Origin of the sequence: Nocardioides alcanivorans (assembly GCF_021555175.1) — a bacterium.
Lineage (GTDB): Bacteria > Actinomycetota > Actinomycetes > Propionibacteriales > Nocardioidaceae > Nocardioides > Nocardioides alcanivorans.
Window position 1 is genome coordinate 15,148 of record NZ_JAKGRW010000016.1, and the last position, 26,925, is coordinate 42,072.

23 protein-coding genes, 3 pseudogenes and 1 riboswitch are annotated in these 26,925 nt (G+C 68.1%); of the genes and pseudogenes, 14 read left to right on the top strand and 12 right to left on the bottom strand.

The window, feature by feature from the left end; translation table 11 throughout:
• The first annotated feature begins 12 nt into the window (after positions 1-12).
• The 3 genes and pseudogenes from L1066_RS09415 to gcvP all read left to right on the top strand — a co-directional run bounded on the left by L1066_RS09415 (position 13) and on the right by gcvP (position 4,483).
• Positions 13-480: a bifunctional nuclease family protein gene (locus L1066_RS09415; protein WP_235736093.1), complete on the top strand. Its 468-nt coding sequence runs from the start codon at positions 13-15 to the stop codon at positions 478-480.
• 206 nt (positions 481-686) lie between these two features.
• Positions 687-1,268 carry a MerR family transcriptional regulator gene (locus L1066_RS09420; RefSeq protein WP_312007421.1) on the top strand — a complete coding sequence of 194 codons (582 nt, stop codon included), beginning with the start codon at positions 687-689 and terminating at the stop codon, positions 1,266-1,268.
• 179 nt (positions 1,269-1,447) lie between these two features.
• Positions 1,448-1,543: riboswitch (glycine riboswitch) on the top strand.
• A 74-nt stretch (positions 1,544-1,617) separates the two neighbouring features.
• Positions 1,618-4,483 (top strand): annotated as a pseudogene (gene gcvP / locus L1066_RS09425) (aminomethyl-transferring glycine dehydrogenase).
• Between the two features lie 212 nt (positions 4,484-4,695).
• Here gcvP and L1066_RS27610 read toward each other — a convergent pair.
• Both L1066_RS27610 and kstD read right to left on the bottom strand, forming a co-directional pair.
• Positions 4,696-5,409: pseudogene (locus L1066_RS27610) on the bottom strand (MaoC/PaaZ C-terminal domain-containing protein); the annotation flags it as partial.
• A gap of 74 nt (positions 5,410-5,483) precedes the next feature.
• A complete protein-coding gene (gene kstD, locus L1066_RS09435) occupies positions 5,484-7,163 on the bottom strand; it encodes a 3-oxosteroid 1-dehydrogenase (protein WP_283095352.1) in 1,680 nt (559 codons plus the stop codon).
• A gap of 127 nt (positions 7,164-7,290) precedes the next feature.
• On the opposite strand from kstD, the gene L1066_RS09440 reads away from it, so the two are divergent.
• The 6 genes from L1066_RS09440 (at position 7,291) to L1066_RS09465 (ending at position 12,996) form a co-directional block, all read left to right on the top strand.
• Positions 7,291-8,193: an acetaldehyde dehydrogenase (acetylating) gene (locus L1066_RS09440; protein ID WP_235736095.1), complete on the top strand. Its 903-nt coding sequence runs from the start codon at positions 7,291-7,293 to the stop codon at positions 8,191-8,193.
• 33 nt (positions 8,194-8,226) lie between these two features.
• Positions 8,227-9,282 carry a 4-hydroxy-2-oxovalerate aldolase gene (gene dmpG / locus L1066_RS09445; RefSeq protein ID WP_283095358.1) on the top strand — a complete coding sequence of 352 codons (1,056 nt, stop codon included), beginning with the start codon at positions 8,227-8,229 and terminating at the stop codon, positions 9,280-9,282.
• 124 nt (positions 9,283-9,406) lie between these two features.
• The gene (gene hsaA / locus L1066_RS09450; RefSeq protein ID WP_235736096.1) at positions 9,407-10,573 is read left to right on the top strand and encodes a 3-hydroxy-9,10-secoandrosta-1,3,5(10)-triene-9,17-dione monooxygenase oxygenase subunit; all 1,167 of its coding nucleotides are present in this window, start codon (positions 9,407-9,409) and stop codon (positions 10,571-10,573) included.
• A gap of 35 nt (positions 10,574-10,608) precedes the next feature.
• Positions 10,609-11,508, top strand: a complete 900-nt coding sequence (hsaC, locus tag L1066_RS09455; protein WP_235736097.1) for an iron-dependent extradiol dioxygenase HsaC — start codon at positions 10,609-10,611, stop codon at positions 11,506-11,508.
• A gap of 17 nt (positions 11,509-11,525) precedes the next feature.
• Positions 11,526-12,158, top strand: coding sequence for a flavin reductase family protein (locus tag L1066_RS09460; protein ID WP_235736098.1), 633 nt, complete (start codon positions 11,526-11,528; stop codon positions 12,156-12,158).
• Positions 12,159-12,234: 76 nt separating this feature from the next.
• Positions 12,235-12,996: an enoyl-CoA hydratase-related protein gene (locus L1066_RS09465; RefSeq protein ID WP_235736099.1), complete on the top strand. Its 762-nt coding sequence runs from the start codon at positions 12,235-12,237 to the stop codon at positions 12,994-12,996.
• Between the two features lie 85 nt (positions 12,997-13,081).
• Here L1066_RS09465 and L1066_RS09470 read toward each other — a convergent pair whose 3' ends face one another.
• From L1066_RS09470 to L1066_RS09500, 7 genes and pseudogenes are all read right to left on the bottom strand, one after another.
• Entirely contained in the window at positions 13,082-13,945 is an 864-nt protein-coding gene (locus tag L1066_RS09470) for an HpcH/HpaI aldolase/citrate lyase family protein (protein WP_235736100.1), read from the bottom strand.
• A gap of 1 nt (position 13,946) precedes the next feature.
• Entirely contained in the window at positions 13,947-15,026 is a 1,080-nt protein-coding gene (locus L1066_RS09475) for an HpcH/HpaI aldolase/citrate lyase family protein (protein ID WP_235736101.1), read from the bottom strand.
• Between the two features lie 115 nt (positions 15,027-15,141).
• Complete coding sequence (locus L1066_RS09480) at positions 15,142-16,212, bottom strand: acyl-CoA dehydrogenase family protein (protein WP_235736102.1); 1,071 nt, start codon at positions 16,210-16,212, stop codon at positions 15,142-15,144.
• Positions 16,212-17,174 carry an acyl-CoA dehydrogenase family protein gene (locus L1066_RS09485; RefSeq protein WP_235736103.1) on the bottom strand — a complete coding sequence of 321 codons (963 nt, stop codon included), beginning with the start codon at positions 17,172-17,174 and terminating at the stop codon, positions 16,212-16,214. The genes L1066_RS09480 and L1066_RS09485 overlap by 1 nt, the downstream gene beginning before the upstream one ends.
• Positions 17,171-17,833, bottom strand: coding sequence for an acyl-CoA dehydrogenase family protein (locus tag L1066_RS09490; RefSeq protein WP_235736174.1), 663 nt, complete (start codon positions 17,831-17,833; stop codon positions 17,171-17,173). The genes L1066_RS09485 and L1066_RS09490 overlap by 4 nt, the downstream gene beginning before the upstream one ends.
• A pseudogene (locus L1066_RS09495) lies at positions 17,737-18,336 on the bottom strand (acyl-CoA dehydrogenase family protein); the annotation flags it as partial. The gene L1066_RS09490 and the pseudogene L1066_RS09495, both read right to left, overlap by 97 nt.
• Positions 18,336-19,934: a FadD3 family acyl-CoA ligase gene (locus L1066_RS09500; RefSeq protein WP_235736104.1), complete on the bottom strand. Its 1,599-nt coding sequence runs from the start codon at positions 19,932-19,934 to the stop codon at positions 18,336-18,338. The gene L1066_RS09500 and the pseudogene L1066_RS09495, both read right to left, overlap by 1 nt.
• Positions 19,935-20,038: 104 nt before the next feature.
• On the opposite strand from L1066_RS09500, the gene L1066_RS26570 reads away from it, so the two are divergent.
• The 5 genes from L1066_RS26570 to L1066_RS09525 all read left to right on the top strand — a co-directional run bounded on the left by L1066_RS26570 (position 20,039) and on the right by L1066_RS09525 (position 23,810).
• Positions 20,039-20,356 (top strand): acyl-CoA dehydrogenase family protein, encoded by a 318-nt coding sequence (locus tag L1066_RS26570; RefSeq protein WP_312007427.1) that lies wholly within the window; start codon positions 20,039-20,041, stop codon positions 20,354-20,356.
• A 62-nt stretch (positions 20,357-20,418) separates the two neighbouring features.
• Positions 20,419-21,399, top strand: coding sequence for an acyl-CoA dehydrogenase family protein (locus L1066_RS26575; protein ID WP_376707665.1), 981 nt, complete (start codon positions 20,419-20,421; stop codon positions 21,397-21,399).
• Positions 21,308-22,039 carry an SDR family oxidoreductase gene (locus L1066_RS09515; protein ID WP_235736176.1) on the top strand — a complete coding sequence of 244 codons (732 nt, stop codon included), beginning with the start codon at positions 21,308-21,310 and terminating at the stop codon, positions 22,037-22,039. The genes L1066_RS26575 and L1066_RS09515 overlap by 92 nt, the downstream gene beginning before the upstream one ends.
• A 20-nt stretch (positions 22,040-22,059) precedes the next feature.
• Complete coding sequence (locus L1066_RS09520) at positions 22,060-22,650, top strand: TetR/AcrR family transcriptional regulator (protein ID WP_235736105.1); 591 nt, start codon at positions 22,060-22,062, stop codon at positions 22,648-22,650.
• On the top strand, positions 22,650-23,810 hold the full coding sequence (locus L1066_RS09525) for an acetyl-CoA C-acetyltransferase (protein WP_235736106.1): 1,161 nt from the start codon (positions 22,650-22,652) through the stop codon (positions 23,808-23,810). Before L1066_RS09520 ends, L1066_RS09525 begins: the two co-directional genes overlap by 1 nt.
• A 96-nt stretch (positions 23,811-23,906) precedes the next feature.
• Here the strand turns inward: L1066_RS09525 and L1066_RS09530 are convergent, their stop codons facing one another.
• The 3 genes from L1066_RS09530 to L1066_RS09540 are packed head-to-tail and all read right to left on the bottom strand — an operon-like array spanning position 23,907 to position 26,925.
• A complete protein-coding gene (locus tag L1066_RS09530; protein WP_235736107.1) occupies positions 23,907-24,401 on the bottom strand; it encodes a beta-class carbonic anhydrase in 495 nt (164 codons plus the stop codon).
• A 53-nt stretch (positions 24,402-24,454) separates the two neighbouring features.
• Entirely contained in the window at positions 24,455-26,200 is a 1,746-nt protein-coding gene (locus L1066_RS09535) for an MFS transporter (RefSeq protein WP_235736108.1), read from the bottom strand.
• Positions 26,197-26,925, bottom strand: a complete 729-nt coding sequence (locus tag L1066_RS09540) for an LppX_LprAFG lipoprotein (RefSeq protein ID WP_235736109.1) — start codon at positions 26,923-26,925, stop codon at positions 26,197-26,199. Before L1066_RS09540 ends, L1066_RS09535 begins: the two co-directional genes overlap by 4 nt.

Below are 26,925 nucleotides of genomic sequence, written 5' to 3' on the forward strand. Positions count from 1 at the left end.
TAGGGTGGTCCCATGCGTGAGGTCGACGTCGTCGGAGTCCGGGTGGAGATGCCTTCCAACCAGCCGATCGTGCTGCTCCGGGAGGTGACCGGGGAGCGCTATCTGCCCATCTGGATCGGAGCGGTGGAGGCGAGTGCGATCGCCTTCGCGCAACAGGGCGTGGTGCCCCCGCGGCCCCTGACGCACGACCTGCTCAAGACGGTCCTCGACGAGACGGGCAACGCGCTCACCGAAGTGCAGATCACCGAGGTGCAGGACGGCATCTTCTTTGCCACCCTGGTCTTCGACTCCGGTGTGACCATCAGCGCCCGCCCCTCCGACTCCATTGCCCTGGCGCTGCGCACGGGAAGCCGGATCGTGTGCTCGGAGGAGGTGCTCGAGGAGGCCGGCATCGCCGCGCCCGCCGAGCAGGAGGACGAGGTGGAGAAGTTCCGTGAGTTCCTCGACCACGTGTCTCCGGAGGACTTCGAGCAGGGCTGACTCCTCCGTCGGATGTGAGCTAACCCTCAACCTGAGGTTGAGGGGCCGACACACCGAGGCGGACGTTGACCACCTCCGTCGCTGCGCCGTACCTTGTGGATGTCTCTGTTGTAACTCCACCGTTGTGGTTGTCGGCTCACGCCGGTCCGGCCGCGGCTTCCTTCCCCCTCTGGAGTTACGCTGAACGGAGTAGCCAGGAGGAACACGTGCTGAACGACACCGGAGTGCCCGAAGAGGGTGCGGCCGAGGCGGCAGCGGAGGAACAGGGTCTCCTGTTCACCGATGACGTCTCATCCGTGCCCAACGACCAGGGCTACCGCGGTCCGACCGCGTGCAAGGCGGCCGGGATCACCTACCGCCAACTCGACTACTGGGCGCGCACCGGTCTGGTGGAGCCCGCCGTGCGCGGCGCCAGCGGCAGTGGTTCGCAACGCCTCTACAGCTTCCGCGACATCTTGATCCTGAAGGTCATCAAGCGTCTGCTCGACACCGGCATCTCGTTGCAGCAGATTCGGTCGGCGGTGCAGCACCTGCGTCAGCGCGGCACCGAGGACCTGACCCGGGTCACGCTCATGAGCGACGGCGCCTCCGTCTACGAGTGCACCAGCAACGATGAGGTCATCGATCTGCTGCAGGGTGGTCAGGGCGTCTTCGGCATTGCCATCGGCGGCGTCTGGCGCGAGATCGAGGGCACCCTCTCCGACCTCCCCAGCGAACGCCTCGAGGTCGCCGGCACGCCGGACCCGTCCGACGAGCTCGCTGCTCGCCGTACCATGCGCGCCATCTGACCCGCTTCGCCCCAGTTCTTCCGCCCCACCCCAGTTTGTCCCGTTTGTTCCTCGACCGTCCCTAACAGATTTGTAGATTTTCAGCCGAAAACTACAAATCTGTTAGGGACGGTCCTGTGTTTCACGGGCGATGTGGGGGCCGGAGTACAGGTCGGGGCCTGATAGATTGGCGGGGCTGATCATCCCGCACGGGAGAGACTCCCCAGCTGTCGTGGGGAGCGCCGAAGGGGCAACACTCCCCGGAACCTCTCAGGCACCCGAACCGCGCGGGCAGGCGACTCTGGAGCGCGGAAGTCTCGGTGACAGAGGGGAGGACCACCTTTGGTTCCCGACCCCGCAGGAGTCCCGCGTGACCGACCAGCCCAGCCTCGCCGACCTCGACGCCGCGATTCCCTTCTCCGAGCGCCACATCGGCCCTGACGCCGATGCGGTCGCCACGATGCTGGCCGCCATCGGTCACGACAGCCTCGACGCCCTGATGGATGCAGCCGTTCCCGCACAGATCCGCACCCGGCTCGAGGCTGCGCTCCCGGAGCCTGCCACCGAGCGTGAGGTGGCGAGCCTGCTGCGGGAGTTGGCCGATGCCAACGTGCCGGGCGAGTCGATGATCGGGCTCGGCTACCACGGCACCATCACCCCTCCGGTGATTCGCCGCAACCTCTTCGAGGACCCGAGCTGGTACACCGCCTACACGCCCTACCAGCCGGAGATCAGCCAGGGGCGACTCGAGGCGCTGATCAACTTCCAGACCATGGTCGGCGACCTGACTGGTCTGCCGGTCGCCAACTCGTCGCTGCTCGACGAAGGCACCGCTGCCGCCGAGGCCATGACGTTGGTACGTCGCGCCAACCGTGGTGCTGCAGGGACGTTCGTCGTCGATGCCGATGCGCTGCCGCAGACCATCGAGGTCGTCCGCACCCGTGCCGAGGCGATGGGCATCGAGGTCGTCGTCACCAACCTGGCCGAGGGGCTGCCCGAGGGTGACATCAGCGGTGTCCTCCTGCAGTACCCGGGAGCCTCGGGTCGCATCGTCGACCCGCGCCCGACGATCGATGCCGCGCACGAACGGGGTGCGCTCGTCGTCGTCGCTGCCGACCTGCTGGCCCTCACCTTGCTGAGCTCCCCGGGGACCTGGGCGCCGACGTCGCGATCGGCACGACCCAGCGTTTCGGTGTTCCCCTGTGGGGCGGTGGCCCGCACGCCGGCTACATGTCGGTGCGCAACGGACTCGAGCGTCACCTGCCGGGTCGACTCGTCGGGGTCTCCGTCGACGCCGAGGGGCGCCCGGCCTACCGCCTCGCACTCCAGACCCGCGAGCAGCACATCCGTCGTGACAAGGCGACGTCCAACATCTGCACCGCTCAGGTGCTCCTCGCGGTCGCGGCCTCCATGTATGCCGTCCACCATGGGCCGCGAGGGCTGACCACCATCGCAACCCGCGCCCACCGCCAGGCCTCAGTACTGGCCCGGGCCCTGTCGGACGCAGGCATCCCGGTCGAGCACGGCGAGTTCTTCGACACCGTCATCGCCCGGGTCGAGGGCCGCGCCGACCACGTCGTCGGCATCGCCCGCGAGGCGGGGATCCACCTGCGCCGCGTCGACGCCGACCGGGTGGGGGTCTCGACCTCGGAGACCACGACGCGCTCGAGCCTCGTCGCCGTGCTCGGCTCGTTCGGCGTGGTCGACGTCGACCTGGACGACGTCGCCCGGGTCGTGGGGAGACCCTCCCGGCCGCGCTGCGGCGTACCTCGGGGTTCCTGGAGCACGAGGTCTTCAACACGCACCACAGTGAGACCTCGATGCTGCGCTACCTGCGCCGCCTCAGCGGTCGCGACTACGCCCTCGACCGCGGGATGATCCCGCTCGGCTCCTGCACGATGAAGCTCAACGCCACTGCCGAGATGGAACCGATCTCGCTGCCGGGCTTCGCCGACATGCACCCGTTCACCCCCGCCGCGGATTCAGAGGGCTATCGACGCCTGGTGGCCGACATCGAGGGCTGGCTCGCCGAGATCACCGGCTACGACCGTGTCTCGATCCAGCCCAACGCCGGATCCCAGGGCGAGCTCGCGGGACTTCTCGCGATCCGCGGCTACCACCACTCGCGTGGCGAGACCGGCCGCGAGATCTGCCTGATCCCGGCATCGGCCCACGGCACCAACGCTGCCTCTGCGGTGATGGCCGGCATGCGCGTGGTCGTGGTGCGCTCGCGTGAGGACGGCACCATCGACGTCGACGACGTGCGCGCCAAGTGCGAGCAGCACAGTGACGAGATCGCGGCGATCATGGTCACCTATCCGTCGACGCACGGTGCCTACGAGGACACCATCACCGAGGTCTGCGAGCTGGTGCACGGAGTGGGCGGTCAGGTCTACATCGACGGCGCCAACCTCAACGCCCTCGTCGGCCACGCGCGCCCGGGAGAGTTCGGCGGCGACGTGTCGCACCTCAATCTCCACAAGACCTTCTGCATTCCGCACGGAGGCGGCGGACCCGGCGTCGGTCCGGTCGCCGTGCGTGAGCACCTGGTGCCGTTCCTCCCGTCGCACCCCGACCATCCTGAGGTCGACAAGCAACGTGGAGTCGGTCCGATCAGCGCGGCACCCTATGGCTCCGCCGGGATCCTGCCGATCTCGTGGGCCTACGTGCGGCTGATGGGCGCCGAGGGTCTCAAGCGCGCCACCTCGGTCGCCGTACTCGCTGCCAACTACGTGGCGGTGCGGCTCGGCGAGCACTACCCGGTGCTCTACCGTGGTCAGAACGACCTGGTCGCCCATGAGTGCATCCTCGACCTGCGCCAGCTCAGCAAGGAGTCGGGCGTCACCGTCGACGACGTTGCCAAGCGCTTGGTGGACTACGGCTTCCACGCCCCGACGATGTCGTTCCCCGTTGCCGGCACGTTGATGGTCGAACCGACCGAGTCCGAGGATCTCGCCGAGCTCGACCGCTTCTGCGACGCGATGATCGCCATCCGCGCGGAGATCTCGCGCGTGGCGGCCGGCGAGTGGAGCGCTGATGAGTCACCGCTGCGCGGCGCACCGCACACGGCCCGTGCGCTCGTCGGGGAGTGGGAGCGCGCCTACTCCCGCGAACTCGCGGTCTTCCCGGCCGGGATCGATCCCGACAAGTACTGGCCCGCCGTGGCGCGGATCGACCAGGCGTACGGCGACCGCAACCTCGTTTGCGCCTGCCCGCCGCCGGAAGCCTTCGCATGAGTGCACGCGTCGTGTGAACGCTCGGTCACCACGACCATGACCGCTGCGCTGGTGCCGCAGCAACGACGAGGGGCTCCCAGCGGCAGCAGCCGGTGGGAGCCCTCGTCGTGATGGTGTGGATCAGGCCTTCGTGAGCACGCAGTCGGCGAGGACGGGGAGCCGTCGCGTTCGCCGCCGGCGATGGTTGCGGAGACGACGACGCGGTCGCCCTCATCCCAGGCCCGGACCTTGATCGTGTCGCCGGGGAAGACGACGCCTGCGAAGCGGGCGGAGAATCCCTTCACCTTGCTCGGATCGGCGTCCAGCAGCAGGCCGGTGACCTCACGGAGCACGATGCCGTAGGAGCACAGGCCGTGCAGGATCGGCGCCGGGAAACCGGCGCCCGCCGCGAACTCGGGGTCGGCGTGCAGCGGGTTGCGGTCGCCGCAGAGGCGGTAGAGCATCGCCTGCTGCGGGGTGACGTCGTACGTCGACTCGGCGTCGGCGGGACGCTCGGGCAGCTCGACCTTGGTGCTGGGCCCGCGGTCGCCGCCCCAGCCGCCCTCGTTGCGCACGAAGATGCTGGAGCGCACGGTCCACAGGTGATTCCCCTCGTCGTCGCGGGCCTCAGCCTCCTGGACGATGACGGCGGCCTTGCCCTTGTCCCAGATCTCGGCGATGCGGGTGCTCAGGGTCGCCTTGCCCTCGACCGGGATGGCTCGGTGCACGACGATCTCCTGCGAACCGTGGAGCACCATCTGCAGGTCGATGTCGCACCCGGGCAGGTCGAGCGCCGGCGGGTCGGTGTCATGGAACGTGGGCACCACGACGCCGAATGAGGGCAGCACCTGCAGCTGGTCGTTGTCCAGCGTGTAGCGCAGTGCCTTCGGGTCGACGTTGTCACCGGGACGAGATCCGGCACCCACACCCAGGTGGTAGAGCAGCACGTCGGACGAGTTCCAGGCGAAGGTCTGCTCGCGCGGGGAGCAGCCAGTGCCACGGCGGTGTCGATCGGCATGGATCAGGCCTTCCTGAAGTTGTCGGCGATGTGGTGCGCCGCGATGTATCCGAACGTGACGGCCGGGCCGATGGTGGCGCCGGCGCCTGCGTAGGTGTTGCCCATGACGGCCGAGCTCACGTTGCCGGTTGCGTAGAGGCCTTCGATGACCGAGCCGTCCTCGCGCAACGCCCGAGCCTTCGGGTCGGTCACGATGCCGCCCTTGGTGCCGAGGTCGCCGGGCATCATCTTGGCGCCGTAGAACGGACCGTTCTTGATGGGACCCACCGACGGGTTCTTGATCTTCGGGTCACCGTAGTAACGATCGTAGGCCGAGTCCCCGCGCTTGAAGTCCAGGTCCTTGCCGGTCTCGGCGAAGCCGTTGAAGCGCTCCACCGTGGTGGTGAGCTTGTCGGCGGGGACGCCCATCTTCTCGGCGAGCTCGTCGAGCGTGTCGGCCTTCACGATCGCGCCAGACTTGAACCAGCGCCCCGGGAGCGGCTGCCGCGGCGGCAGGCCGGCGAACGTGTAGCGGTTGCGGTAGGTCTGGTCGAAGACCATCCAGCTCGGGAAGTGGTCGACTCCCGTCTTCTCCGCAGACTCATACATGGCATGGACGGCGTCGACGTACGGCGCCGCCTCGTTGAAGTAACGCTGGCCGTCCTGGTTGACGATCATCGAGCCGGGCAGGTTGCGCTCGGCCAGGCAGAACCAGGGGCCGTGGGGGAGCGGGATCGCGGGACCCCACCAGGCGTCGTCCATCAGGTCGAGGGCGGCACCCACCCGAGCTCCGGCTTCGATGCCGGCGCCGGTGTTGCCGGCTGCGCCGGTCGTCCACTCGGTGCCGACCGGCTCGGCCTGCCACTTCTTGCGCATCTCCTCGTTGTGCTCGAAGCCGCCGCAGGCGAGGATCACACCAGCGCGGGCACGGAGCTCGCGCTCCTCACCGTTGCGGGTGACCTTGACGCCGACGACCTTGCCATCTTCGAGGATGAGGTCGGTCAGGGGAGTCTCGTACCAGAGCGGGATGTTGCGGTCGAGCATTCCCTTGCGCATGCCGATCATCATCGCGTTGCCCATGCCATACATGCGCTTCTTGAGGAAGAGGCTGATCGTGCGCTTCAGGGCGATCTTGGCGCCGGTGAACCAGCCCCAGATCGAGTGGCCCATCAGGTTGAGCTTGCGGTAGTCGGCCTGTCCGACGACCATGCCGGCCGGTGCCTTCGTGTAGGCCGGGGTCAGCCGTTTCAGCTCGTCGCCGAGGATGTTGCCGTTGATCGGCTTCGGCTCCACCGAGCGTCCCGTGGCCTTGCCGCCGGGTGCTTCGGGGTAGTAGTCGCTGTAGCCCGGTACCCACTTGAAGTCGGCGGCCGAGTGGTCCTTGATGAACTGGAGCGTCTCGGGACCCTTCTCGATGAAGGCGTCGATGCGCGCCGGGTCGACCTTGTCACCGATGATCGAGCGCAGGTACTCGCGCGTCTCCTCGTCGGGATTGCCCTGGCCGGCCTTCACCAGGGCGTAGTTGTTGGGAATCCACACTCCGCCGCCGGAACGTGCGGTCGAGCCGCCGAATCCGTCGGTGCTCTCGAGCAGCACGACCTCCAGCCCGCGCTCGTGGGCGGCGAGGGCGGCAGTCATGCCTCCGCCTCCCGACCCGACGACGATGACGTCGAACTCTGTGGGCTCATTCGTGGCAGTCGCCAAGGGGGTCCTCCGTGGTCCAGCCCCACTGGGTGGGCGGTTACGTTTCCAAGGAATGTAACAAGTTCTATGGTGGTGGACGGACTGCAATCCCGTCGTCCGAGATACATCAGGAGAGGCCAGAGAAGTCATGCGCAAGGCCACCGCCGCAATTGTCGGCCCCGGCAACATCGGGACCGACCTCATGTACAAGCTGCTGCGCAGCGAGGTGATCGAGCCCCGCTGGATGATCGGCGTCGACCCCGCTTCCGAGGGTCTCAAGCTGGCCCGTGACAAGGGCCTCGAGGCCTCCCACGAAGGCGTGGACTGGCTCCTGAAGCAGGACGAGCTGCCTGATTTCATCTTCGAGGCAACCAGCGCCTACGTGCACCGCGAGTACGCTCCGCGGTACGCCGAGGCCGGCATCCGCGCCGTCGACCTGACCCCCGCCGCGGTGGGTCCTGCCGTGATCCCGCCGGTCAACGGCGAGGAGCATGTGAACGCCATGAACGTGAACATGATCACGTGCGGTGGTCAGGCCACCATCCCGATGGTTGCGGCGGTCTCGCGCGCGACTCCGGTGAGCTATGCCGAGATCGTGGCGTCCGTCTCCAGCGCGTCGGCGGGCCCCGGCACCCGCGCCAACATCGATGAGTTCACCCGCACCACGTCCAACGGGGTCATGACGATCGGCGGAGCCGAGCGTGGCAAGGCCATCATCATCCTCAACCCGGCCGAGCCGCCGATGATCATGCGCGACACGATCTTCTGCGCCGTCGACCCTGACGCCGACCGCGACGCGATCGCAGCGTCGGTCCACCGGATGGAGAAGGCGGTCCAGGAGTACGTTCCCGGGTACCGCCTCCTCCAGGAGCCGCAGTTCGACGACGCCTCCGATGCGACGCTCGGCAAGACGAAGGTCAGCATCTTCGTGGAGGTCGAGGGCGCAGGTGACTTCCTGCCGCCGTACGCAGGCAACCTCGACATCATGACCGCCGCGGCCGCCCGCGTCGGCGACAACATCGCCCGCTCGCTGCTCACCCAGGAGAAGTGACATGTCCTTCCTGACCACCCCCAGACCAACCAGCTGAGCCGTCGTTGGAGCGACGTCGAGCCGGCGAGTGGGCTCGACCTGCGGCTGACCGACACCTGCCTGCGTGACGGTTCGCACCACAAGCGCCACCAGTTCGTGCCCCAGGAGGTGCGTGACATCGTTGCCGCCCTGGACGGTGCCGGCATCCCGGTCATCGAGGTCACCCACGGTGACGGTCTGGGCGGGTCCTCCTTCAACTACGGCTTCTCGCGCACTCCGGAGCAGGAGCTCATCAAGCTTGCGGCTGAGACTGCGAAGCGCGCCAAGATCGCCTTCCTCATGCTTCCGGGTGTGGGGACCAAGGACGACATCCGCGCGGCCCAGGACAACGGCGGCCAGATCTGCCGGATCGCCACCCACTGCACCGAGGCCGACACCTCGATCCAGCACTTCGGCCTCGCGCGCGAGCTCGGTCTGGAGACGGTCGGCTTCCTCATGATGTCGCACACCCAGCCGCCCGAGGTGCTCGCCAAGCAGGCTCGCATCATGGTCGATGCCGGCTGTCAGTGCGTCTACGTCGTGGACTCCGCCGGCGCGCTCGTGCTCGAAGGCGTGGGGGATCGCGTCGCTGCGGTCGTGGCCGAGATCGGCAACGAGGCGACGGTCGGCTTCCACGGTCACGAGAACCTGGGCCTCGGTGTCGCCAACACGGTCATCGCCGCCCGGGCCGGGGCCACCCAGATCGACGGTTCGGTCCGCCGTTTCGGTGCTGGTGCCGGCAATGCTCCCCTGGAGGCGTTCATCGGTGTGTGCGACAAGCTCGGTTGGAACACGGGCGTCGACTTCCTGAGGATCGTCGATGCTGCCGAGGACGTCATCCGTCCGGCGATGCCGGAGGAGTGCACCCTCAACAGGATGACCCTGATGATGGGGTACGCCGGGGTCTACAGCTCCTTCCTCAAGCACGCGGGCAACGCTGCCGACCGCTACGGCGTCTCGGGGGCGCAGATCCTGCTCGAGGCTGGGGAGCGCAAGCTCATCGGCGGCCAGGAGGACCAGCTCATCGACATCGCACTGCAGCTCAAGGCCAAGCAGGACGCGAACGCGTGAATGTCGCCAGGTGTGGGGAGGGCCACCCCTTCCCGCGCCTGGTCACCGGAAATGGGCGCTGGGGCAAAACGAGAACGTGTTCTAGTATGGCTCTCATAAACCCCTTCACCAGAGGAGACCGCTGATGTCCAAGGACGTGCTCGCCGGAGTTCGTGACCTGCTGCCCGCCATCCGTGAGCGCGCCGAAGAGGGCGAGAGCACCCGCCAGGTGCCCGAGGCCTCGGTGAAGGCATTGGAGGAGACCGGCTTCTTCCGGATGCTCCAGCCGAAGCGTTTCGATGGTTTCGAGGCCGATCCGATCGACTTCTTCACCGCCGTCAAGGAGATCGCATCGGCCGACGGATCGACAGGGTGGATCTCCTCCGTCCTGGGCGTCCACCCGTGGCAGGTCGCCCTGTTCCCGGAAGCGGCGCAGCAGGCCGTGTGGGGCAGCGACACCTCCACCCGGCTCTCGTCCTCCTACGCGCCCACCGGCAAGGCGGTCGTGGTCGAGGGCGGCTACAAGCTCTCCGGCAAGTGGTCGTTCTCCTCCGGCTCCGCGCACGCCTCCTGGGTGCTGCTGGGTGGTCTGGTCTTCACCGAGGACGGCAACGTCATCGACTTCAAGACCTTCCTCGTGCCCCGCGACAAGTACGAGATCGTCGACGTGTGGAACGTCGTTGGCCTCCGCGGCACCGGATCGAACGACATCGTGGTCGCGGAGACCTTCATCCCCGACGAGTTCACGCTGTCCATGTCCGACACCGGTCGCTGCTACGGCCCCGGACAGGCCGTCAACTCCAGCAACCTCTACAAGTTGCCCTTCCACTCGCTGTTCACCACCACGATCACCACGCCGATCGTGGGTATCGCGACCGGCGCCTATGCCGAGCACGTGGAGATGCAACAGAAGCGCGTCCGCGCCGCCTACCTCGGTGAGAAGGCGTCGTCCGACCCGTTTGCCGCCGTACGCATCGCGCGCGCCGGCTCGGAGATCGACGCGGCCTGGGCGCTGCTCATGCAGAACATCCGCGACGAGCAGGCGCACGTCGAGCGCGGAGAGCAGATTCCGCTGCAGCTGCGCCTCAAGGTGCGTCGCGACCAGGTGCTCGGCACCCAACGCGCCATCGACGCCATCGACGAGCTCTTCGAGGCCTCCGGTGGCCGCGCACTCGCCGAGGGCACCTACCTGCAGCGCGCCTGGCGCGATGCCCACGCCGGCCGAGTGCACGCCGCGAACGATCCGGAGCGGGCACTCAAGATGTACGGCGACCTGGAGTTCGGTCACAAGATCGATCCGGGAATGTACTGATCCACCCAAGACCGCGAAATAGGGAGAGCGCAGTCATGACCATCGACATCAAGAGCATGGGCTACGTCCGTGTGACCTCAACCGACCTCGACCAGTGGCGGCAGTTCGCCGGCAAGGTCCTCGGTCTGATGGAGGCACGGGGCCCGAACCCCGACAACCTCTACTACCGCATCGACGAGGTGTCGGCCCGGCTGATCATCGAGCCCGGCGACGTGGACCGATTCAGCCTCTGCGGCTGGGAGCTGGCCGACGACAAGGCCCTCCAGGCCGCTCGCGACCACCTCACCGCTGCGGGCGTCGAATGGCAGGAGGGCACCGCGGAGGAGCTCGCCGAGCGTCGGGTGCAGGAGTTCATCCGGTTCTCCGACCCGTGGGACAACGTGTTCGAGCTCTTCCACGGCATCACCTACGAGGCGCGGCCCGCCGTGACGCCGTACGGTCACACGTTCGTGACCGGCGACCAGGGCATGGGCCACATCGTGATCCCCGTGAACGACGACGTCGAGGCGCTGAAGTTCTACACCGAGACCCTCGGGTTCCGGCTGCGTGACTCCTTCAGCCTGCCGGGTGAACTGGCGGGCAAGGAGCCGGGCTCGAAGATCTGGCTGCGCTTCCTCGGCATCAACCCGCGTCACCACTCCCTCGCGTTCCTGCCGTTCCCCAACGCCGACAAGTGCGTGCACATCATGCTCGAGGTCGAGAAGATCGACGACGTCGGTCGGGCGCTGGAGCGTGTGAAGAAGAACGGCGCGCCGTTGTCGGCAACGCTGGGGCGTCACATGAACGACGAGATGATCTCGTTCTACGTGAAGTCGCCGGCCGGATTCGACATCGAGTTCGGTACCGAGGGCCTGCGGGTCGATGACTCCAAGTGGGTGGCGCGGGCGTCGACCGCGGTCTCCTACTGGGGTCACGACTTCAGCGTCCGGCAGTGACAGGGACAATGGGGAGCATGACCGAGCACGACATCCCGCAGGGGATCAAGGACGACGCGGCCTCCACCTGGCCGCCGAAGGAGCTCATCGACTCCTTCCTGGGCAACTTCGACTTCGAGTTCCGCCCCGGGGAGGAACTCGAGATCGGTGACGACGAGGAGGCCCAGGCCGCAGCTCGTCGGTTCCGCGACACGCTCGGGCGCTACTGCTCCGGCGTCACCGTCGTCACGTCGATGTCCGACGGTGCTCCGGTAGGCATGACGTGCCAGTCGTTCTCCAGCGTCTCGCTGGACCCGCCGCTCGTGACGTTCATCCCCACGAAGACCTCGCGCGCCTGGCCGCTGATGCAGCGCTCGGGCCACTTCGCGGTCAACATCCTCGCGGCGGACCAGGTCGACATCTCCAACCGGATGGCCTCGCGGGGTGCCGACAAGTTCGCCGACACCGAGTGGACCCTCAGCAAGACCGGGTCGCCGTTGTTGGCAGGGACGGTCGGCTATGTCGACTGCACCGTGCACGCGGTGCACGATGCGGGCGACCACTGGATCGTCGTCGGCCGAGTGCAGGACATGGACTTCGTCGTCGATGACGAAGGCCTCTCGCCGGATCCGCTGCTCTACTTCCAGGGCAAGTACCGAACCACCCGCTGATCGCACTCCCTGACGTGCCCCGACCGGATGCCGGTCGGGGCACGTCGCGGTTCGGGGGATCGATAGAGTCGCGCCCGTGAGTGAAGACCTGCTGGTGCGCCGCGACGGCGCCGTCGTCGAGATCACCTTCAACCGTCCGGAGCGGCACAACGCCTTCACCCGGGAGATGTACGCCGGCATCTGGGACACCTGCAAGGAGTTGGCCGACGACTCCTCGGCCAAGGTCCTCGTGCTGCGTGGCGCCGGGGGCCGTGCGTTTGCTGCTGGCAACGAGATCTCCGACTTCGTCGAGGCCGATGCGGTCGCCTACGAGGGGTGGATCGGTGGGATGCTCAACGCCCTGTACGCCGTCCCGCAGGTCACTGTCGCGGCCGTCGACGGTGTCTGCGTCGGAGGCGGCCTGGCCGTCGCCACCCACTGCGACCTCCGACTGGCCACGCCGCACTCTCGTTTCGGCTACCCGATCGCCAAGACCCTCGGCAACGCGCTTTCGGCCCCGATCGTCTATCGCTGTCGAGCAGTCTTCGGGGAGTCCATCACCCGGCGGATGCTCTTGAGCGCGGAGCTGGTCGGCGCCGACCAGGCCCAAAGCGTCGGCGCCCTCGCAGCCGTCACCGAGGACCTCGACGGGGAGCTCAAGATCCTGACCGATCGCGTGGAGCAGCTCTCATCGGTCACGGTGCGGGCGACCAAACGTCAGCTCGCGGATCGCTCGGCCCGCATCGACGTCGCGCCCGACTTCGACCCCGCCCTCCTCCACGAGGTCTACACCGGCCCCGACTTCTCAGAAGGGGTGCGCGCCTTCCTCGCCAAGGAGCGTCCCGCCTTCAAGGGCTGAAATTTCCGATCGTCCCCAACAGATTTGTAGATTTCCGGCCGAGAACTACAAATCTGTTAGGGACGATCGCAGAAGTGACGCGGGGTCAGGTGAGGGCGGAGACGGCCTCGTGGATGGCGAGGGTCCGTTGGGCGGACTCGACATGGAGGTTCTCCACCATCTTGCCGTTGTGGGTGACCACGCCGGCGCCCTTGCCGTCCTCCCAGGCCTGGATCAGACCGCGAGCCTCCTCGACGGCGGCCTCGCTGGGGGCGAAGGCGGTGTTGGCACCCTCGACCTGGCCCGGGTGCACGAGGGTCTTGCCGTCGAAGCCCAGATGACGGCTCTGCTCGCACTCGGCGAGGAAGCCCTCGTTGTCCTTGACGTTGTTGTAGACGCCGTCGATCACGGCGATGCCCGCTGCCCGGCCGGCGAGCAGCACGGTGTGGAGGCTGGGAAGGACGGGGGCACGGCCGGGCACGTGCTCGGCGTACAGCTCCTTCACCAGGTCGTTGGTGCCGAGCACGAAGGCGGTGAGGCGATCGGAGGCACGGGCGATCTCCAAGCAGCTGAGGATCGCGATCGGGGTCTCGATCATGGCCCACAGCTTGGTGTGCTCCGGCGCACCGGCGGCCTCCATGGCCGCGACCAGTTGCCGCACCTCGGCAGCGCTGTTGACCTTGGGCACGACAATGGCCGCGGGACCTGCCTTGCTGGCGGCGGCGATGTCGGCGTCGTGCCACTGCGTGCCGATGCCGTTGACGCGGATCGTGACCGTACGGCGCCCGTAGTCGCCCGACGCGGCGGCAGCGCACGCGGCATCTCGAGCGGCCGGCTTCGCATCGGGTGCGACCGCGTCCTCGAGGTCGAGGATCAGGCCGTCGCACGCGATGGTCTTCGCCTTCTCCAGTGCCCGCTCGTTGGAGCTGGGCATGTAGAGGACGGAACGCAGGGGAGTGAACTCGACCATGTCAGTCCTCCAACTCGATGGTGTCGTAGCGCGCCTTGAGGTCGGGATCGATCGCGGCGAGCTCCTCGGCCAGCTGCACCATCACCTGGCACTGCTTCACCGAGGCGTCATCCTCCATCTTGCCGTCGAGCATCACCGCACCCGTGCCGTCGCCCATCGCCGCGATGACGCGCCGCGCATGCGCCACGTCCTCGACGCTGGGGGAGAAGACCTTGTTGGCGATCTTGATCTGCACCGGGTGCAGTGACCAGGCGCCGACGCAGCCAAGCAGGAATGCGTTGCGGAACTGGTCCTCGCAGGCGACCGTGTCCTTGATGTCGCCGAACGGGCCGTAGTAGGGATAGATGCCGTGCATCGCGCAGGCGTCGACCATCCGGGCGATCGTGTAGTGCCACAGGTCCTGCTGGAAGATCGTCCGCTCACCGTCGTAGAGCGGCACGCCGTCCGCGCCCCGTTCGGGGTCCTGGCGCACCAGGTAGCCGGGGTGCCCGCCACCGACCCGGGTGGTCTTCATCCGGCGGTCGGCGGCGAGGTCGGCCGGACCGAGCGAGAGCCCCTGCATCCGCGGGCTGGCGGCGCAGATCTCCTCGATGTTGGCGACGCCGCGTGCGGTCTCAAGGATCGCGTGGACCTGCAGCGGCTTCGTGATGCCGGCCTTGGCCTCGAGCTGGGCGAGGATCCGGTCGATGTAGTGGATGTCCTCGGCGCCCTGCACCTTCGGCACCATGATCACGTCGAGCTTGTCACCGATCGCGGGGATCAGCGTGGTCAGGTCGTCGAGCACCCAGGGGGAGTCGAGGGAGTTGATGCGGGTCCAGAACTGGGTCGGCCCGAAGTCGACCTCATGCCCGATCCTCACGAGGCCGGCGCGGGCCTGCTCCTTGTTCTCCGCCTTGACGGCGTCCTCGAGGTTGCCCAGCAGTACGTCGACCGTGCCCACCATCGCGGGGACCTTCGCCGCCATCTTCTCGTTGCCCGGATCGAAGAAGTGGATGGCTCGCGACGGTCGGGCCGGGATCTCCCGCAGCGGGGCGGGGGCTCCCACCGCGAGCGGTGCGAAGAAGTCCTTGGCGGTGCGCAATGTGTTGCTCCTCGAGTCGTCCGGGCAAGCCGACTCGACCTGCCGCCACGGAACCTAGCAGGACTGATCGGCAACAGGACATGACGGACCCCACAGAAACCGGCCCGAAGGAGGATCAGAGCGGAAGGAGTGCCCGGTGCTGGTGCGGCAGACCGAAGAGCTGATTGAGTGCCTGCGCCCTCTTGAACGCCCAGGAGATGTCGTGCTCCCACGTGATGCCGATGCCACCGTGCAGTTGCACTGCCTCGCCTGCCACGTGCATGAACGCGTCACCGCAGTGCGAAGCTGCGGACGCCACGAGTACGTCGACGTCGTCCGCGCGCGTGGCCACCGCGTAGGTGGCTGCCCACGCGATCGAGCGTGAGGTCTCGACGTCGACCAGCATGTCGGCCATCCGGTGCTTCAGCGCCTGGAACGACCCGATCACGCGACCGAACTGCACGCGCTCCTTGGCGTAGGCCACCGTCATGTCGAGGGCCCGCTGGGCGCCACCCACTTGCAGGCAGGCGACGAGTGCCGCACCGGCCAGGTGCGCCCGGTGCAGCGCGGCGGCAGCGTCGCCGGAGACCCGGCGTGCCGACGTACCGTCGAAGGTCAGATCGGCGAACCGCAGCGTGGTGTCCATCGCGGGTGTGCTGGTGACGGCAGCGTCGGCGGGGTCGACCAGGAACAGCCCGGGTCCGTCGACGGTGTTGGCCGCGACGACCAGGACCGCTGCCCGGTCGCCGTGGAGCACACGTCGTGCGGTGCCGCTGAGGCGGTCGCCGTCCGCGGTCACGGTCAGTGCAGACACCTCCGGGCCGGTCACGCCGGGCCAGGCCAGTGCGGCGACCTCGCCCATCGCCACCTGCGGGAGCACCTCGCGGCACACGTCGTCGTCGCCGGAGGCAAGCAGGGCCTCCGCGACGACGATGCTGCCGATCAGTGGCACGGCGGCGAGGGCGTGGCCCAGGCCCTCCGCGACGATGCCGGTCTCGAAGAGGCCGAACCCAGCGCCGTCGTACTCCTCGGGGATGGCGAAGGCCGCTACCCCGATCTGCTCACACAGCGTTTGCCACAGCTCGGCGTCGAAGCCGGTCTCGCTCTCGGTCGCCGCCCGGGTGCTGGTGCTGTCGGCGCGACGTTCGAGCAGCTTGCGGACGGTGGAGGAGAGCTCTTCCTGCTCCTCGGTCAGCCCGAAATGCATCAGGCACCCGCCTCGACGAGCGCGTCGAGCACCTGGCCGCGGTGGTGGGCCGGTGTGCCCCACGCGGTGAGCAACGCGCGCACCTTGATGAGCCACAGGCTCAGGTCGAGCTCACGGGTGTAGCCGATCGCACCGTGCACCTGGAGCGCCACCCGCGAGGAGAGGTACGCCGCTTCCGCGGTGTAGACCTTGGCCGCGGCCACGTCGCGGGTCGCCTCGGGCGTGCCGAGGCCCAGCGCGGCCCCGTTGACCAGGGGACGGGCGAAGTCGAGGGCGATCCGCACGTCGGCGAGCATGTGCTTGATGGCCTGGTAGGAGCCGATCTCGCGCCCGAACTGGCGACGCTGCTTCACATAGGCGACCGACTCGTCGAGGAGTCGCTCGCCGGCGCCCAGCAGTTGGGCAGCCGTGGCGAGGGCGGCAGTGTCGAAGGCGGCCTGCAGGTCGCCACCGAGCGTGGCCGGAGCCTCGCCGCTGACGCGGAAGAGTCGACGGGTGTTGTCGACCGAGTGCAGGCGCTCACCGATGGCGGCGCGCTGCGCACGGTCTCCGTCGACCACGAAGGCGTGGGTGGCGACGTCGGCATCGAGGGCGTGGGGCACGTGCGGAGCGACCGCGACCGTGCCGATGGCGCCTTCAGCGAGCTCAGCGGCCAACGCGTCGTCGCCGAGGGCGACGGGGAGGTAGGCAGCCGACTCGACCCACGGGCCAGGAACTGCGTGGCGACCCAACGCCTCGAAGGCGATGGCGAGTTCCACACCGGTGGCGCCCATGCCGCCGGCCTCCTCCGAGACCATCAGGGCGTTGATGCCCTGCTCGGCGAGACGTCCCCAGAGTTTGAGGCCCGACTCGGTGTCGTCCTCGGCCCAGGCGCGGGCCACGGAGACGGTGTCGGCGGCGGACAGCAGCGACTCGAGCGAGCTGGCGAACGCCTGCTGCTCATCGGTCCAGGTGAACTTCACTTGCCGGCTCCCTTCTGCTGGCCCTTGGGCTCCCGGGGCAGGCCCAGGATCCGCTCGGCCACGATGTTGCGCTGGATCTCGTTGGTGCCCGCATAGATCGGGCCGGAGAGACTGAAGATGTAGCCGTCGGTCCAGCTGCTCTCGAGCTCGGCCTCGGCGCCGAGCAGGTCGAGGCCGGTCTCGTGGAGGGCAACGTCGAGCTCGGACCAGAAGACCTTGTTGATCGACCCGGCGGCACCCATGTCGCCGCCACCGGCGAGCCGGGTGACGGTGCCCCAGGTGTAGAGCCGGTAGGCCTGCGCGCGGATCCACGCGTCGACGACCGCGTCGCGACGCTCGGGGTGGGCCGTGCCGTTGGTCCTCCAGAGGTCGACGAGACGGTCCGCCGCGGCGCAGAAGCGTCCGGGGAGCGCAGCGACAGGCCGCGTTCGTTGCCCGCGGTGCTCATGGCGACGTTCCAGCCGTCGCCGACGCCGCCGAGCACGTCGGCATCCGGCACGAAGACGTCCTCGAAGAAGACCTCGGCGAATCCGGCCTCGCCGTCGAGCTGGGCGATCGGGCGGACCGTGATGCCGTCGGCGTCCAGCGGGAAGAGGAAGTAGGTCAGGCCCGCGTGTCGTGCTGCTTCCGGGTCGGAGCGGAAGAGGCCGAAGCCCCAATGGGCGAAGGAGGCCCGGGACGACCAGGTCTTCTGGCCGTTGAGCACCCACCCGCCGCGCTCGTCGTCGCGGGTCGCGGTGGAGCGGAGGCTGGCCAGGTCGGAGCCCGATTCGGGCTCGGACCAGCACTGTGCCCAGACCTTCTCGCCCGACGCCATGGTGGGCAGGAAGCGGTCCTGCTGCTCCGGCGTACCGTGGTCGAAGATGATCGGCGCGAGCAGGAAGATGCCGTTCTGGGAGACCCGGCCGGGGGCGCCGGCGCGGTAGTACTCCTCCTCGAAGATGACCCACTCGATCAGCGATGCCTCACGACCGTGGTACTGCTTCGGCCAGGAGACGACCGAGTAGCGCGCCTCGGTGAGCTTCTTCTCCCACTCCTGGTGGAGCACCCACCCTTCGGCGGTGTCCATGGAGGGAAGGGGCTCGGCCGGCACGTTGGCGGCCAGCCAGGCGCGTGCCTCGGCCTGGAACTCCAGTTCCGACGGTGACAGTTCCAGATCCACTACGCGTGGTCCTCTCTCAGCTCGTTCTTCAAGACCTTGCCCGACAGGTTGCGCGGGAGGACGTCGACGAAGGCGACGGAACGCGGCGCCTTGAAGTTGGCGAGGCGCTCCTTGGCGAAGGCAAGGATCTCGGTCTCGGTGAGGCTGGCGCCCTCGGCGAGCACGACGTAGGCCTTGCCCACCTCGCCCATGCGCTCATCGGGTACGCCGACGACTGCAGCCTCGGTGATCTCGTCGAGGCCCTGCAGCAGGTGCTCGATCTCTGCGGGATAGACGTTGAACCCGCCCGAGATGTACATGTCCTTCAGACGATCGGTGATCTTCATGTTGCCGGCGGCGTCGACCGACCCGACGTCGCCGGTGCGCAGCCACCCGTCCGCGTCGATGGCGGCCGCGGTGGCCTCCTCGTCGTCGAGGTAGCCGAGCATCACCATGTCGCCGCGGAACTGGATCTCGCCCTGCTCGTCGGGACCGAGCACGGCGCCGGTGTCGAGGTCGACGACGCGCATCTCGATGCCGTCGAGCGCGCGGCCGTTGGTGGTTGCCACGACGTCCTCGGAGTCACCAGGACGGCACATGGTGGCCATCACGCACTCGGTCATGCCGAAGGCGGGCAGCACCAGGCCGAAGCCCATCTCGTGATACATCGACCGGATCAGCTGGACCGGAATGGTGGCAGCGCCGATGTTGGCCAGGCGCAGCGACGACGTGTCGGCGTCGGCGAACTCGGGAAGCTGCAGCATCGAGTAGAAGACCGTCGGCGCACCGGGGAAGATGCTGATCCTCTCGTCGGTGATCAGGCGCAGTGCTTCCTTCGGGTCGAACGCCGCGACCGGGAACAGCGTGCAGCCGAAGAGGATGCTGGTGACGATCCCGACCTTGTAGCCGTAGGAGTGGAAGAACGGGCTGATCACCAGGTAGTTGTCGTCGGAGGAGACCTGGCCGGTCGTTCCCCACGCGCGGGCCGCGGCCACGGTCTGGCTGTGGGCCGAGAGCACACCCTTGCTGCGGCCGGTGGTGCCGGACGTGAAGAGGATGTCGGCCACGTCGTTGGGAGTGACCGCGTCGGCGACGGCGTCGAGCTCGGCCTCGGAGACGGCCGTGGCCACCTCGCCCAGGTCGGCGAACGCGACGGTGTCCTCCGTGCGGCCCTCGCCGATACGAACGATTGCGCGGAGGGCGGGCAGGCCCGGTACGACGTCACCTTCGCCACCGAGCTCAGCGGCGGCGGCGCGCACTTCGGCGACCTGGTCGCGGCCGAGGAAGCCGTCTGCCATCACCAGGAGGGTCGCGCCGGTGCGCTGGACCACGTCGGAGACTTCGTGACCCTTGTAACGGGTGTTGAGGGGCACGAGGGCAGCGCCGGCGTAGGTGATGGCCAGGCCGGCCACCTCCCACTCCCACGTGTTGGGTGCCCAGATCGCGACCCGGTCACCGGGGCGGACGCCGAGGGCGAGGTAGGCGCGGGCGACTTCACGTACCTTCTCGTGGACCTCGGTGAAGGTCAGGCGGTGGGAGCCGTCGACGACGGCCAGGCGGTCACCGAATTCTTCGGCGGCAGCCCGGACCGCCTGCGGCAGCGTGTCGGGGAACGGCATCGATCACTCCTAACCAAACAAGTGCTTGGTAGGCTAGCGTAGCGGGTGGTTCCGTCGCCCGGAACCGACATCCCGTTAGTTTGAGAGATGCGAGAGGAAACGGCGTGGACCTGACCCAGTCAGCGGCAGACCTGGCGTTCCGCGAGGAGGTGCGGACCTGGCTCGAGGAGCACCTCAGCGGCGATTTCGCCGACCTCAAGGGCTTGGGTGGCTCCGGCCGCGACGACGAGTTCCACGAGGAGCGCCTGGCCTGGAACCGGCACCTCGCCGAGCACGGTTGGACCTGTCTCGGATGGCCGGAGGAGCACGGTGGCCGCGGCCTGAGCCTGCACCAGCAGGTCATCTTCCACGAGGAGTACGCCCGCGCCAACGCGCCGACCCGGGTCAACCACTTGGGGAGGAGCTCCTGGGACCCACCCTGATCGCCTTCGGCACCGAGGAGCAGAAGCAACGCTTCCTGCCCAAGATCGCTGCGGTCGAGGAGCTGTGGTGCCAGGGCTACTCGGAACCGGGGGCCGGATCCGACCTTGCAAACGTCGCCACCCGCGCCCGCCTCGAGGGTGACGAGTGGGTGATCGACGGACAGAAGGTGTGGACGTCGCTGGCCCAGTTCGCCCAGTGGATCTTCGTGGTCGCCCGCACCGAGCAGGGCTCGACCCGTCACCACGGCCTCTCCTTCCTGCTCGTCCCGGTCGACCAGCCGGGTGTCGAGATCCGACCGATCGTGCAGAACACGGGCGGCGCCGAGTTCAACGAGGTCTTCTTCACCGGGGCGCGCACCAAGGCCGACATGGTCGTGGGGGAGCCGGGCAAGGGCTGGGGCGTGGCCATGGGGCTGCTCGGCTTCGAGCGCGGTGTCTCGACGATCGGCCAGCAGGTCGGTTTCGCCCGTGAGCTCGAGGGGGTCGTCGCCCTCGCCAAGGAGACGGGCGCGATCGATGACCCGATCCTGCGCGACCGCCTGGCCACGGCCCGCGCCGAGCTCGAGGTGATGAGCTGGAACGCCCTGCGCGGACTGGCGGGCCTCGAAGGAGGCTCCGACTCGTCCGCTGGTGGCGGTGCCGGCTCGATCGCCAAGCTCGTCTGGTCCAACTGGCATCGTCGCTTGGGCGAGATCGCCATGGAGATCGCGGGTGCGGGTTCCCTCGCCACCGCAGCGGCGCCGTACGAACTCGATGAATGGCAGTCGCTCTTCCTCTTCACCCGCGCCGACACGATCTACGGCGGGTCCGACGAGGTGCAACGCAATATCCTGGCCGAGCGCGTGCTCGGTCTTCCGAAAGAGCCGAGGGAGACCTCTGATGTCCGTCCACCGTCCCGAACAGCCCACGCCCGACTACGTGCCGGCGCACAACCTGCTGGCCGGCAAGGTCGTGGTCATCACGGCGGCGGCCGGTGCCGGCATCGGCGCGGCCGTCACCCGGCGCGTCCTCGAGGAGGGCGCCAAGGCCGTCGTGCTCAGTGACACCCACGAGCGTCGTGTCGCCGAGGCCCACGAGAGTCTCGCCGCCGAGTTCGGCGCCGATCGCGTCCGTTCGATGACGTGCGACGTCACCGACGAGGCGTCGGTCAACGCCCTGCTCGACGCCGCCGACGAGTTCGGTGGCGTCGACATCATGATCAACAATGCCGGTCTCGGCGGCGAGGTCAACATCCTCGAGATGACCGACGACCAGTGGGGCAAGGTGCTCGACATCACCCTCACCGGCACCTTCCGTTGCGTCCGTGCGGCCGGCAACAAGATGAAGGCGAATGGCACCAAGGGCGTCATCGTCAACAACGCCTCGGTCATCGGATGGCGCGCCCAGGAGGGCCAGGCGCACTACGCCGCGGCCAAGGCCGGCGTCATGGCGCTGACCCGCTGCAGTGCACTGGACCTTGCTCCGCTCGGGATCCGCGTCAACGCGGTCTCGCCGTCGTTGGCGATGCACCCGTTCCTGGCCAAGGTCACCACGGACGAACTCCTCGCCGAGCTCAAGCAGCGTGAGGCCTTCGGCCGCGCAGCGGAGCCGTGGGAGGTTGCCAACGTGATGGTCTTCCTCGCCAGCGACTACGCGTCGTACATGACCGGCGAGGTCGTCGCCGTGAGCAGCCAGCAGGCCTGATCATGCCGGGGACGGTAGGCGTGAGCCGACGCGACGAGCTGTTGCGCATCGCGGGGGAGCTGTTTGCCCGCAAGGGTTTCCGCAACACCACGGTGCGCGACATCGCCGATGCCGCCGGGATCCTGTCGGGCAGTCTCTACCACCACTTCGACTCCAAGGAGACGATGGTGCACGAGCTGCTGGACAACTTCCAGACCAAGCTCTTCGCCGACTACGACGCGATCGTGGCCAGCGACCTGCGCCCACGTGCAAAACTCGAGGCGGTGCTGCGCCGGTCGTTCGAGGCGATCGAGGAGAACCACTCGGAGGTGGCGATCTTCCAGAACGACGCCGGCCATCTCGGACAGCTTGCAGGATTCGGTTATCTCAACGAGCGCAACGCTCGGCTGCGTGGGCTCTGGACCGGACTGCTGCGCGAGGGCATCGAGGCCGGCGAGCTGCGTTCCGACCTCGACATCGAGCTCGTCTACCGCTTCCTGCGTGACACCGTGTGGGTGGCCGTGCGTTGGTACCGCCCCGACGGCCCCCTCTCCGGCGACGAGGTCGCCGACCAGTACCGCGCCATCCTGCTCGACGGGATCGGCGTCTCCACCGACAGTTTGGAGTCATGATGGCTGAGGCCTACATCGTCGATGCAGTTCGCACGCCCGTCGGGAAGCGGGGAGGCGCCCTTGCAGGCGTGCACTCCGCCGACCTCGGTGCTCACTCCCTCTCGGCGCTCATGCAGCGCACCGGTGTCGACCCGGGTGCCGTCGACGACGTGATCATGGGCTGCTGCGACACGATCGGCTCCCAGGCCGGCGACGTCGCGCGCACTGCATGGCTCGTGGCCGGGCTGCCCGACCACGTGCCGGGTGTCACCATCGATCGCCAGTGCGGCTCCTCGCAGCAGGCGGTGCACTTCGCGGCCCAGGGCGTCATGTCCGGAACGCAGGACCTCGTGGTTGCCGGCGGTCTGCAGAACATGAGTGCGATCCCGATCTCCGCCGCGATGCTGGTGGCCGACCAGTACGGCTTCACCACGCCGTTCGCCGAGTCCCCGGGCTGGGTGGCCCGCTACGGCGACGTCGAGGTCTCCCAGTTCAACTCGGCCGAGATGATCGCCGAGAAGTGGGACATCTCGCGTGAGGAGATGGAGCGCTACGCCCTCGCCTCGCACGAGCGCGCCAAGACAGCCATTGCCGAAGGACGCTTCAAGAACGAGATCGCCCCCGTCGAGCTCGAGGGCGGCCTGTTCGACACCGACCAGTGCCCACGTGACACCTCGCTGGAGAAGATGGCGGGCCTCAACCCGCTGCAGCCGGGTGGACGGATCCACGCCGGTGTCGCCTCGCAGATCTGCGACGCCTCGGCGGCGGTGCTCATCGCCTCCGAGCAGGCCGTCAAGGATCACGGCCTGACTCCGCGCGCTCGCATCCACCACCTCTCGGTGCGTGGCGACGACCCGATCTGGATGTTGACCGGTCCGATCCGGGCCACGAAGTACGCCCTGGAGAAGTCGGGCATGTCGATCGACGACATCGACCTCTTCGAGTGCAACGAGGCCTTCGCCTCCGTCGTCCTGGCGTGGATGAAGGAGACCGGGGCGCCTCACGAGAAGGTGAATGTCAACGGAGGCGGCATCGCCCTCGGTCACCCGATCGGTGCCACCGGGGCTCGTCTGATGACCACGATGCTCAACGAGCTCGAGCGTACTGGCGGCCGCTTCGGCCTGCAGACGATGTGTGAAGGCGGCGGTCAGGCCAACGTGACCATCATCGAGCGTCTCTGACCCGCGAACCTTCACTCAGAACACGCGAACCCTCACATGGGTGAGGGTTCGGGCGTTCTGAGTGAAGGCTCGCGCGCTCCAACTGCAGGTTCGTGGTCAGGCGTGCTGCTCCAGCAGGCCGGTGTCCACGTCGTAGAGGAATCCACCGACGCTGACGCTGTGGGGGATCAGCGGGTGGGAGCGGACCTTCATCACGTCTTGCCGCAGTGCGGCGACCTGGTCCTTGATCACGTGGATCGGCTGCCACGTGGTGTCCTGACCGGTCTTCTCGTTGAGGATCTCGTGCATCTCTGCCTCCGACCGGCTGGCCATCGCGCACTTCGTGTGCGGCATGACCAGGATGCGGTCGACGTTCAGCATGTGCACGCTGAGCACGAGTGCCTCGAGCGCTGCTTCGGTGACCCGGCCGCCGGGGTTGCGGAACATCTTGGCGTCGCCGTGGAAGAGACCCAGCATGCGCAGCGGGTCGATGCGCGAATCCATGCAGGTGACGAGGCCGACGCCGGCCTTGGCCACGCCGTCGAAACCACCGAGGTTGAAGGTGCTGGCGAACTGACGGTTCGCCGCGAGGAGATCATCGAAACCGTTCATGGTCCGGAACCTACTCCTCGCCGTGTGGCTGTCCTGCAGCGGGTTCCGCTCCGTCAGCCGGCGGAGCGCAGCAGTTTTCCGGTGTCGAGTTCTCGGGTGTTGGCGCCGCGGAACAGCCACAGGGCGAGCCCTGCTGCGAGGAAGGCGCAGAGCGCTGCGCCCAGGAAGACGGTGTGCTCCTGGGCCAGCGCCGCTTCGGTGCCGCAGCTCGTGCGGCCGGCCTCGAGGCAGGCGTCGCGAGCGTCGGCGAAGCGCCGCAGGCCCCACGTGGTGAGCGCAGAGATGCCGACGAGCATGCCGATCATCCGGGCGACGACGACCATGGCCGCCGCCACACCGTGGACGTCGTCGTCGGTGCTGGCGAGCAGGGCCGCGTTGACGGGCGCCAACGCCAGACCGAAGCCCAGACCGCACAGCAGCAGGGTGAACGTGCTGGTGATGCTCTCGAGGGAGTCGGCCTCCCAGCCGGTCATGAAGAGGAACCCGACACCGGCCAGGAGCATCCCGAGCGCGGTGACGACGCCGGCCGGGAGACGCCGGGTGAGCCATCCGCCGAGCACGGCGCCGACAGGGAGCGCAACGAGGAACCGCACCAGCACGAGCGCTGCCATCAGTTGCGACTCGCGGTGGATCGTGGTGCGCGCGAAGATCGGGATGTCGATGAGCGCCGCGATCAGGGCTGCTCCGATGAGGAAGCTGACGACCAAGGATCCCCATGCCGGCATCGCGCGGAACGCGCGGCGCGGGAAGAGCGGTGCTGCGGCGCGACGTACGTGCAGGACGAAGAGCACTGCTGCCACTGCGGAGGCGCCGAGGTACCACGGGCCCTGCTCACTGAAGACCTGCACCTCAGGATCCGCCGTGGCGAAGGCGAGGATGATGCCCGAGAGGGCGGCTGCGAGCAGCAGGGCGCCCACGAGGTCGGCCTCGACCATGCTGCGCAACCAGGCGCGTACGTCGACCAGCGGCCGCTTCGCGAACCAGCACCTCAGGAGGAGCACCAGGCACGCGACGAGGACGACCACACCGATGGGTGTGACCCACTGGCTCTCACCGGTGTAGGGAACGAAGATCTGGCCCCAGGTGAGATCGCGCTGCAACGATGCCGGACGGATGGCGAGCACGCAGAACGCGCCGACGGCGACGAGGGCGGCGAACAGCCCCAGCCAGTCGAAGCCCAACCAGCCGGGCAGGCCTCGGCGGAACTCGGGTGGCGCCTCGCGCTGCCACTCCTTCCGGCTGGTCAGCAGGTGGATGACGACGGCCAGGAAGATCGCGACGACGACGTTGATGACGAAGATCGCCTGCCACGGGGCGACGGCCAGGACCAAGGCTCCGAAGAGCGGGCCCAGGACGCTGCCGATCTCCTGCACGGCCGAGACCACGCCGAGGGGGACGCCGCGCTTGTGCACCGGATAGAGATCCGCCACGAGGGCGAGCGTGGCGGGCACCAGGCCGCCACCTCCCACGCCCTGCAGGAAGCGGCCCGCCACCATGGTGGTCATGTCGAAGGTCAGGGCGGTGATCAGCGAACCCACGGCAAAGACGGTGAGCGACATGATGAGCACCGGGACCCGACCGCGCAGGTCGGCGATCCGCCCGATCAGGGGAAGCATCGCCACGTAGCCCAGCAGGAAGCCGGAGATGATGGGCGCCGCCCGCTGCAGCTCGCTGATGGGCAGCTTGACGGTGCCCATCATCTCCGGTAGGGCCAAGACCACCACGTAGGTGTCGGCTGCCGCGAAGGCGACCGCGACGGAGGCCAGGGCGAGCAGGCTGCGCGCGGCCCGGGTGGTCACGGTGCGGTGATCTCCTTCTCGGCGCCGTATCCGTCGAAGGTGACGGTGTAGGTCATGTCATCGGTGTCGGGATAGAACTCACCGGTGATCGACAGCGAACGGAGCTCGCCGTTCTCCGCAATCTGGTAGACGACGTCGAACGAACCCTCGTCGGAGGCCTTCGGCACCAGGACCTTCACCTGGTCGCCGGGCAGGGTGCCGGTGTATTCGGTGAGCACCTGGGAGTTGTCGGAGCCGCCCCGCACCGTGTCGCCCTCCTTCGGGTCCTCCGTGGCGACGAGCAGGTCGGAGAGACCACCTTCGGTGGCGATGAGCTGACTCGGGTCGGGCGCGCCGATGTCGGCCGGGTTGATCCGGTCGAACTGGGAACCGGTGATGATCGCGATCTTGGCCCAGACCTCCCCGTCGATGGCGATGACCTCGCCGTCCTGGGTGATGCCGCTCAAGCTGCCGACGATCGTGCCCTGGAACGAGCTCGGGTGCATGGCGGTGCCCTTGGCGTTGGTCAGCACGATGCCGGAGACGCCGGAGGGGAGATCCTTCGCGGTGAGCTCGAGCTCGACACCGGTGGTCTCGTCGAGGGTCTCCTTGGCGAGCTGGAGGACCTCCTCGGGTGACTTCCCGTCACCCACGCCCTTCGAGTCGTCATCTTGTCCGAAGCATCCGCTCACGGCCAGCGTGAGGGCCAGCACACCGGCCACCATCAGGTTGCGCGTCTTCACCAT

Coding starts and splice junctions, on each gene's coding strand:
- L1066_RS09415 (WP_235736093.1), top strand. CDS start 13: ATGCGTGAGGTCGACGTCGTCGGAGTCCGGGTGGAGATGCCTTCCAAC.
- L1066_RS09440 (WP_235736095.1), top strand. CDS start 7,291: ATGCGCAAGGCCACCGCCGCAATTGTCGGCCCCGGCAACATCGGGACC.
- hsaA (WP_235736096.1), top strand. CDS start 9,407: ATGTCCAAGGACGTGCTCGCCGGAGTTCGTGACCTGCTGCCCGCCATC.
- hsaC (WP_235736097.1), top strand. CDS start 10,609: ATGACCATCGACATCAAGAGCATGGGCTACGTCCGTGTGACCTCAACC.
- L1066_RS09460 (WP_235736098.1), top strand. CDS start 11,526: ATGACCGAGCACGACATCCCGCAGGGGATCAAGGACGACGCGGCCTCC.
- L1066_RS09470 (WP_235736100.1), bottom strand. CDS start 13,945: ATGGTCGAGTTCACTCCCCTGCGTTCCGTCCTCTACATGCCCAGCTCC.
- L1066_RS09480 (WP_235736102.1), bottom strand. CDS start 16,212: ATGCATTTCGGGCTGACCGAGGAGCAGGAAGAGCTCTCCTCCACCGTC.
- L1066_RS09500 (WP_235736104.1), bottom strand. CDS start 19,934: ATGCCGTTCCCCGACACGCTGCCGCAGGCGGTCCGGGCTGCCGCCGAA.
- L1066_RS09525 (WP_235736106.1), top strand. CDS start 22,650: ATGGCTGAGGCCTACATCGTCGATGCAGTTCGCACGCCCGTCGGGAAG.
- L1066_RS09530 (WP_235736107.1), bottom strand. CDS start 24,401: ATGAACGGTTTCGATGATCTCCTCGCGGCGAACCGTCAGTTCGCCAGC.
- L1066_RS09540 (WP_235736109.1), bottom strand. CDS start 26,925: ATGGTGAAGACGCGCAACCTGATGGTGGCCGGTGTGCTGGCCCTCACG.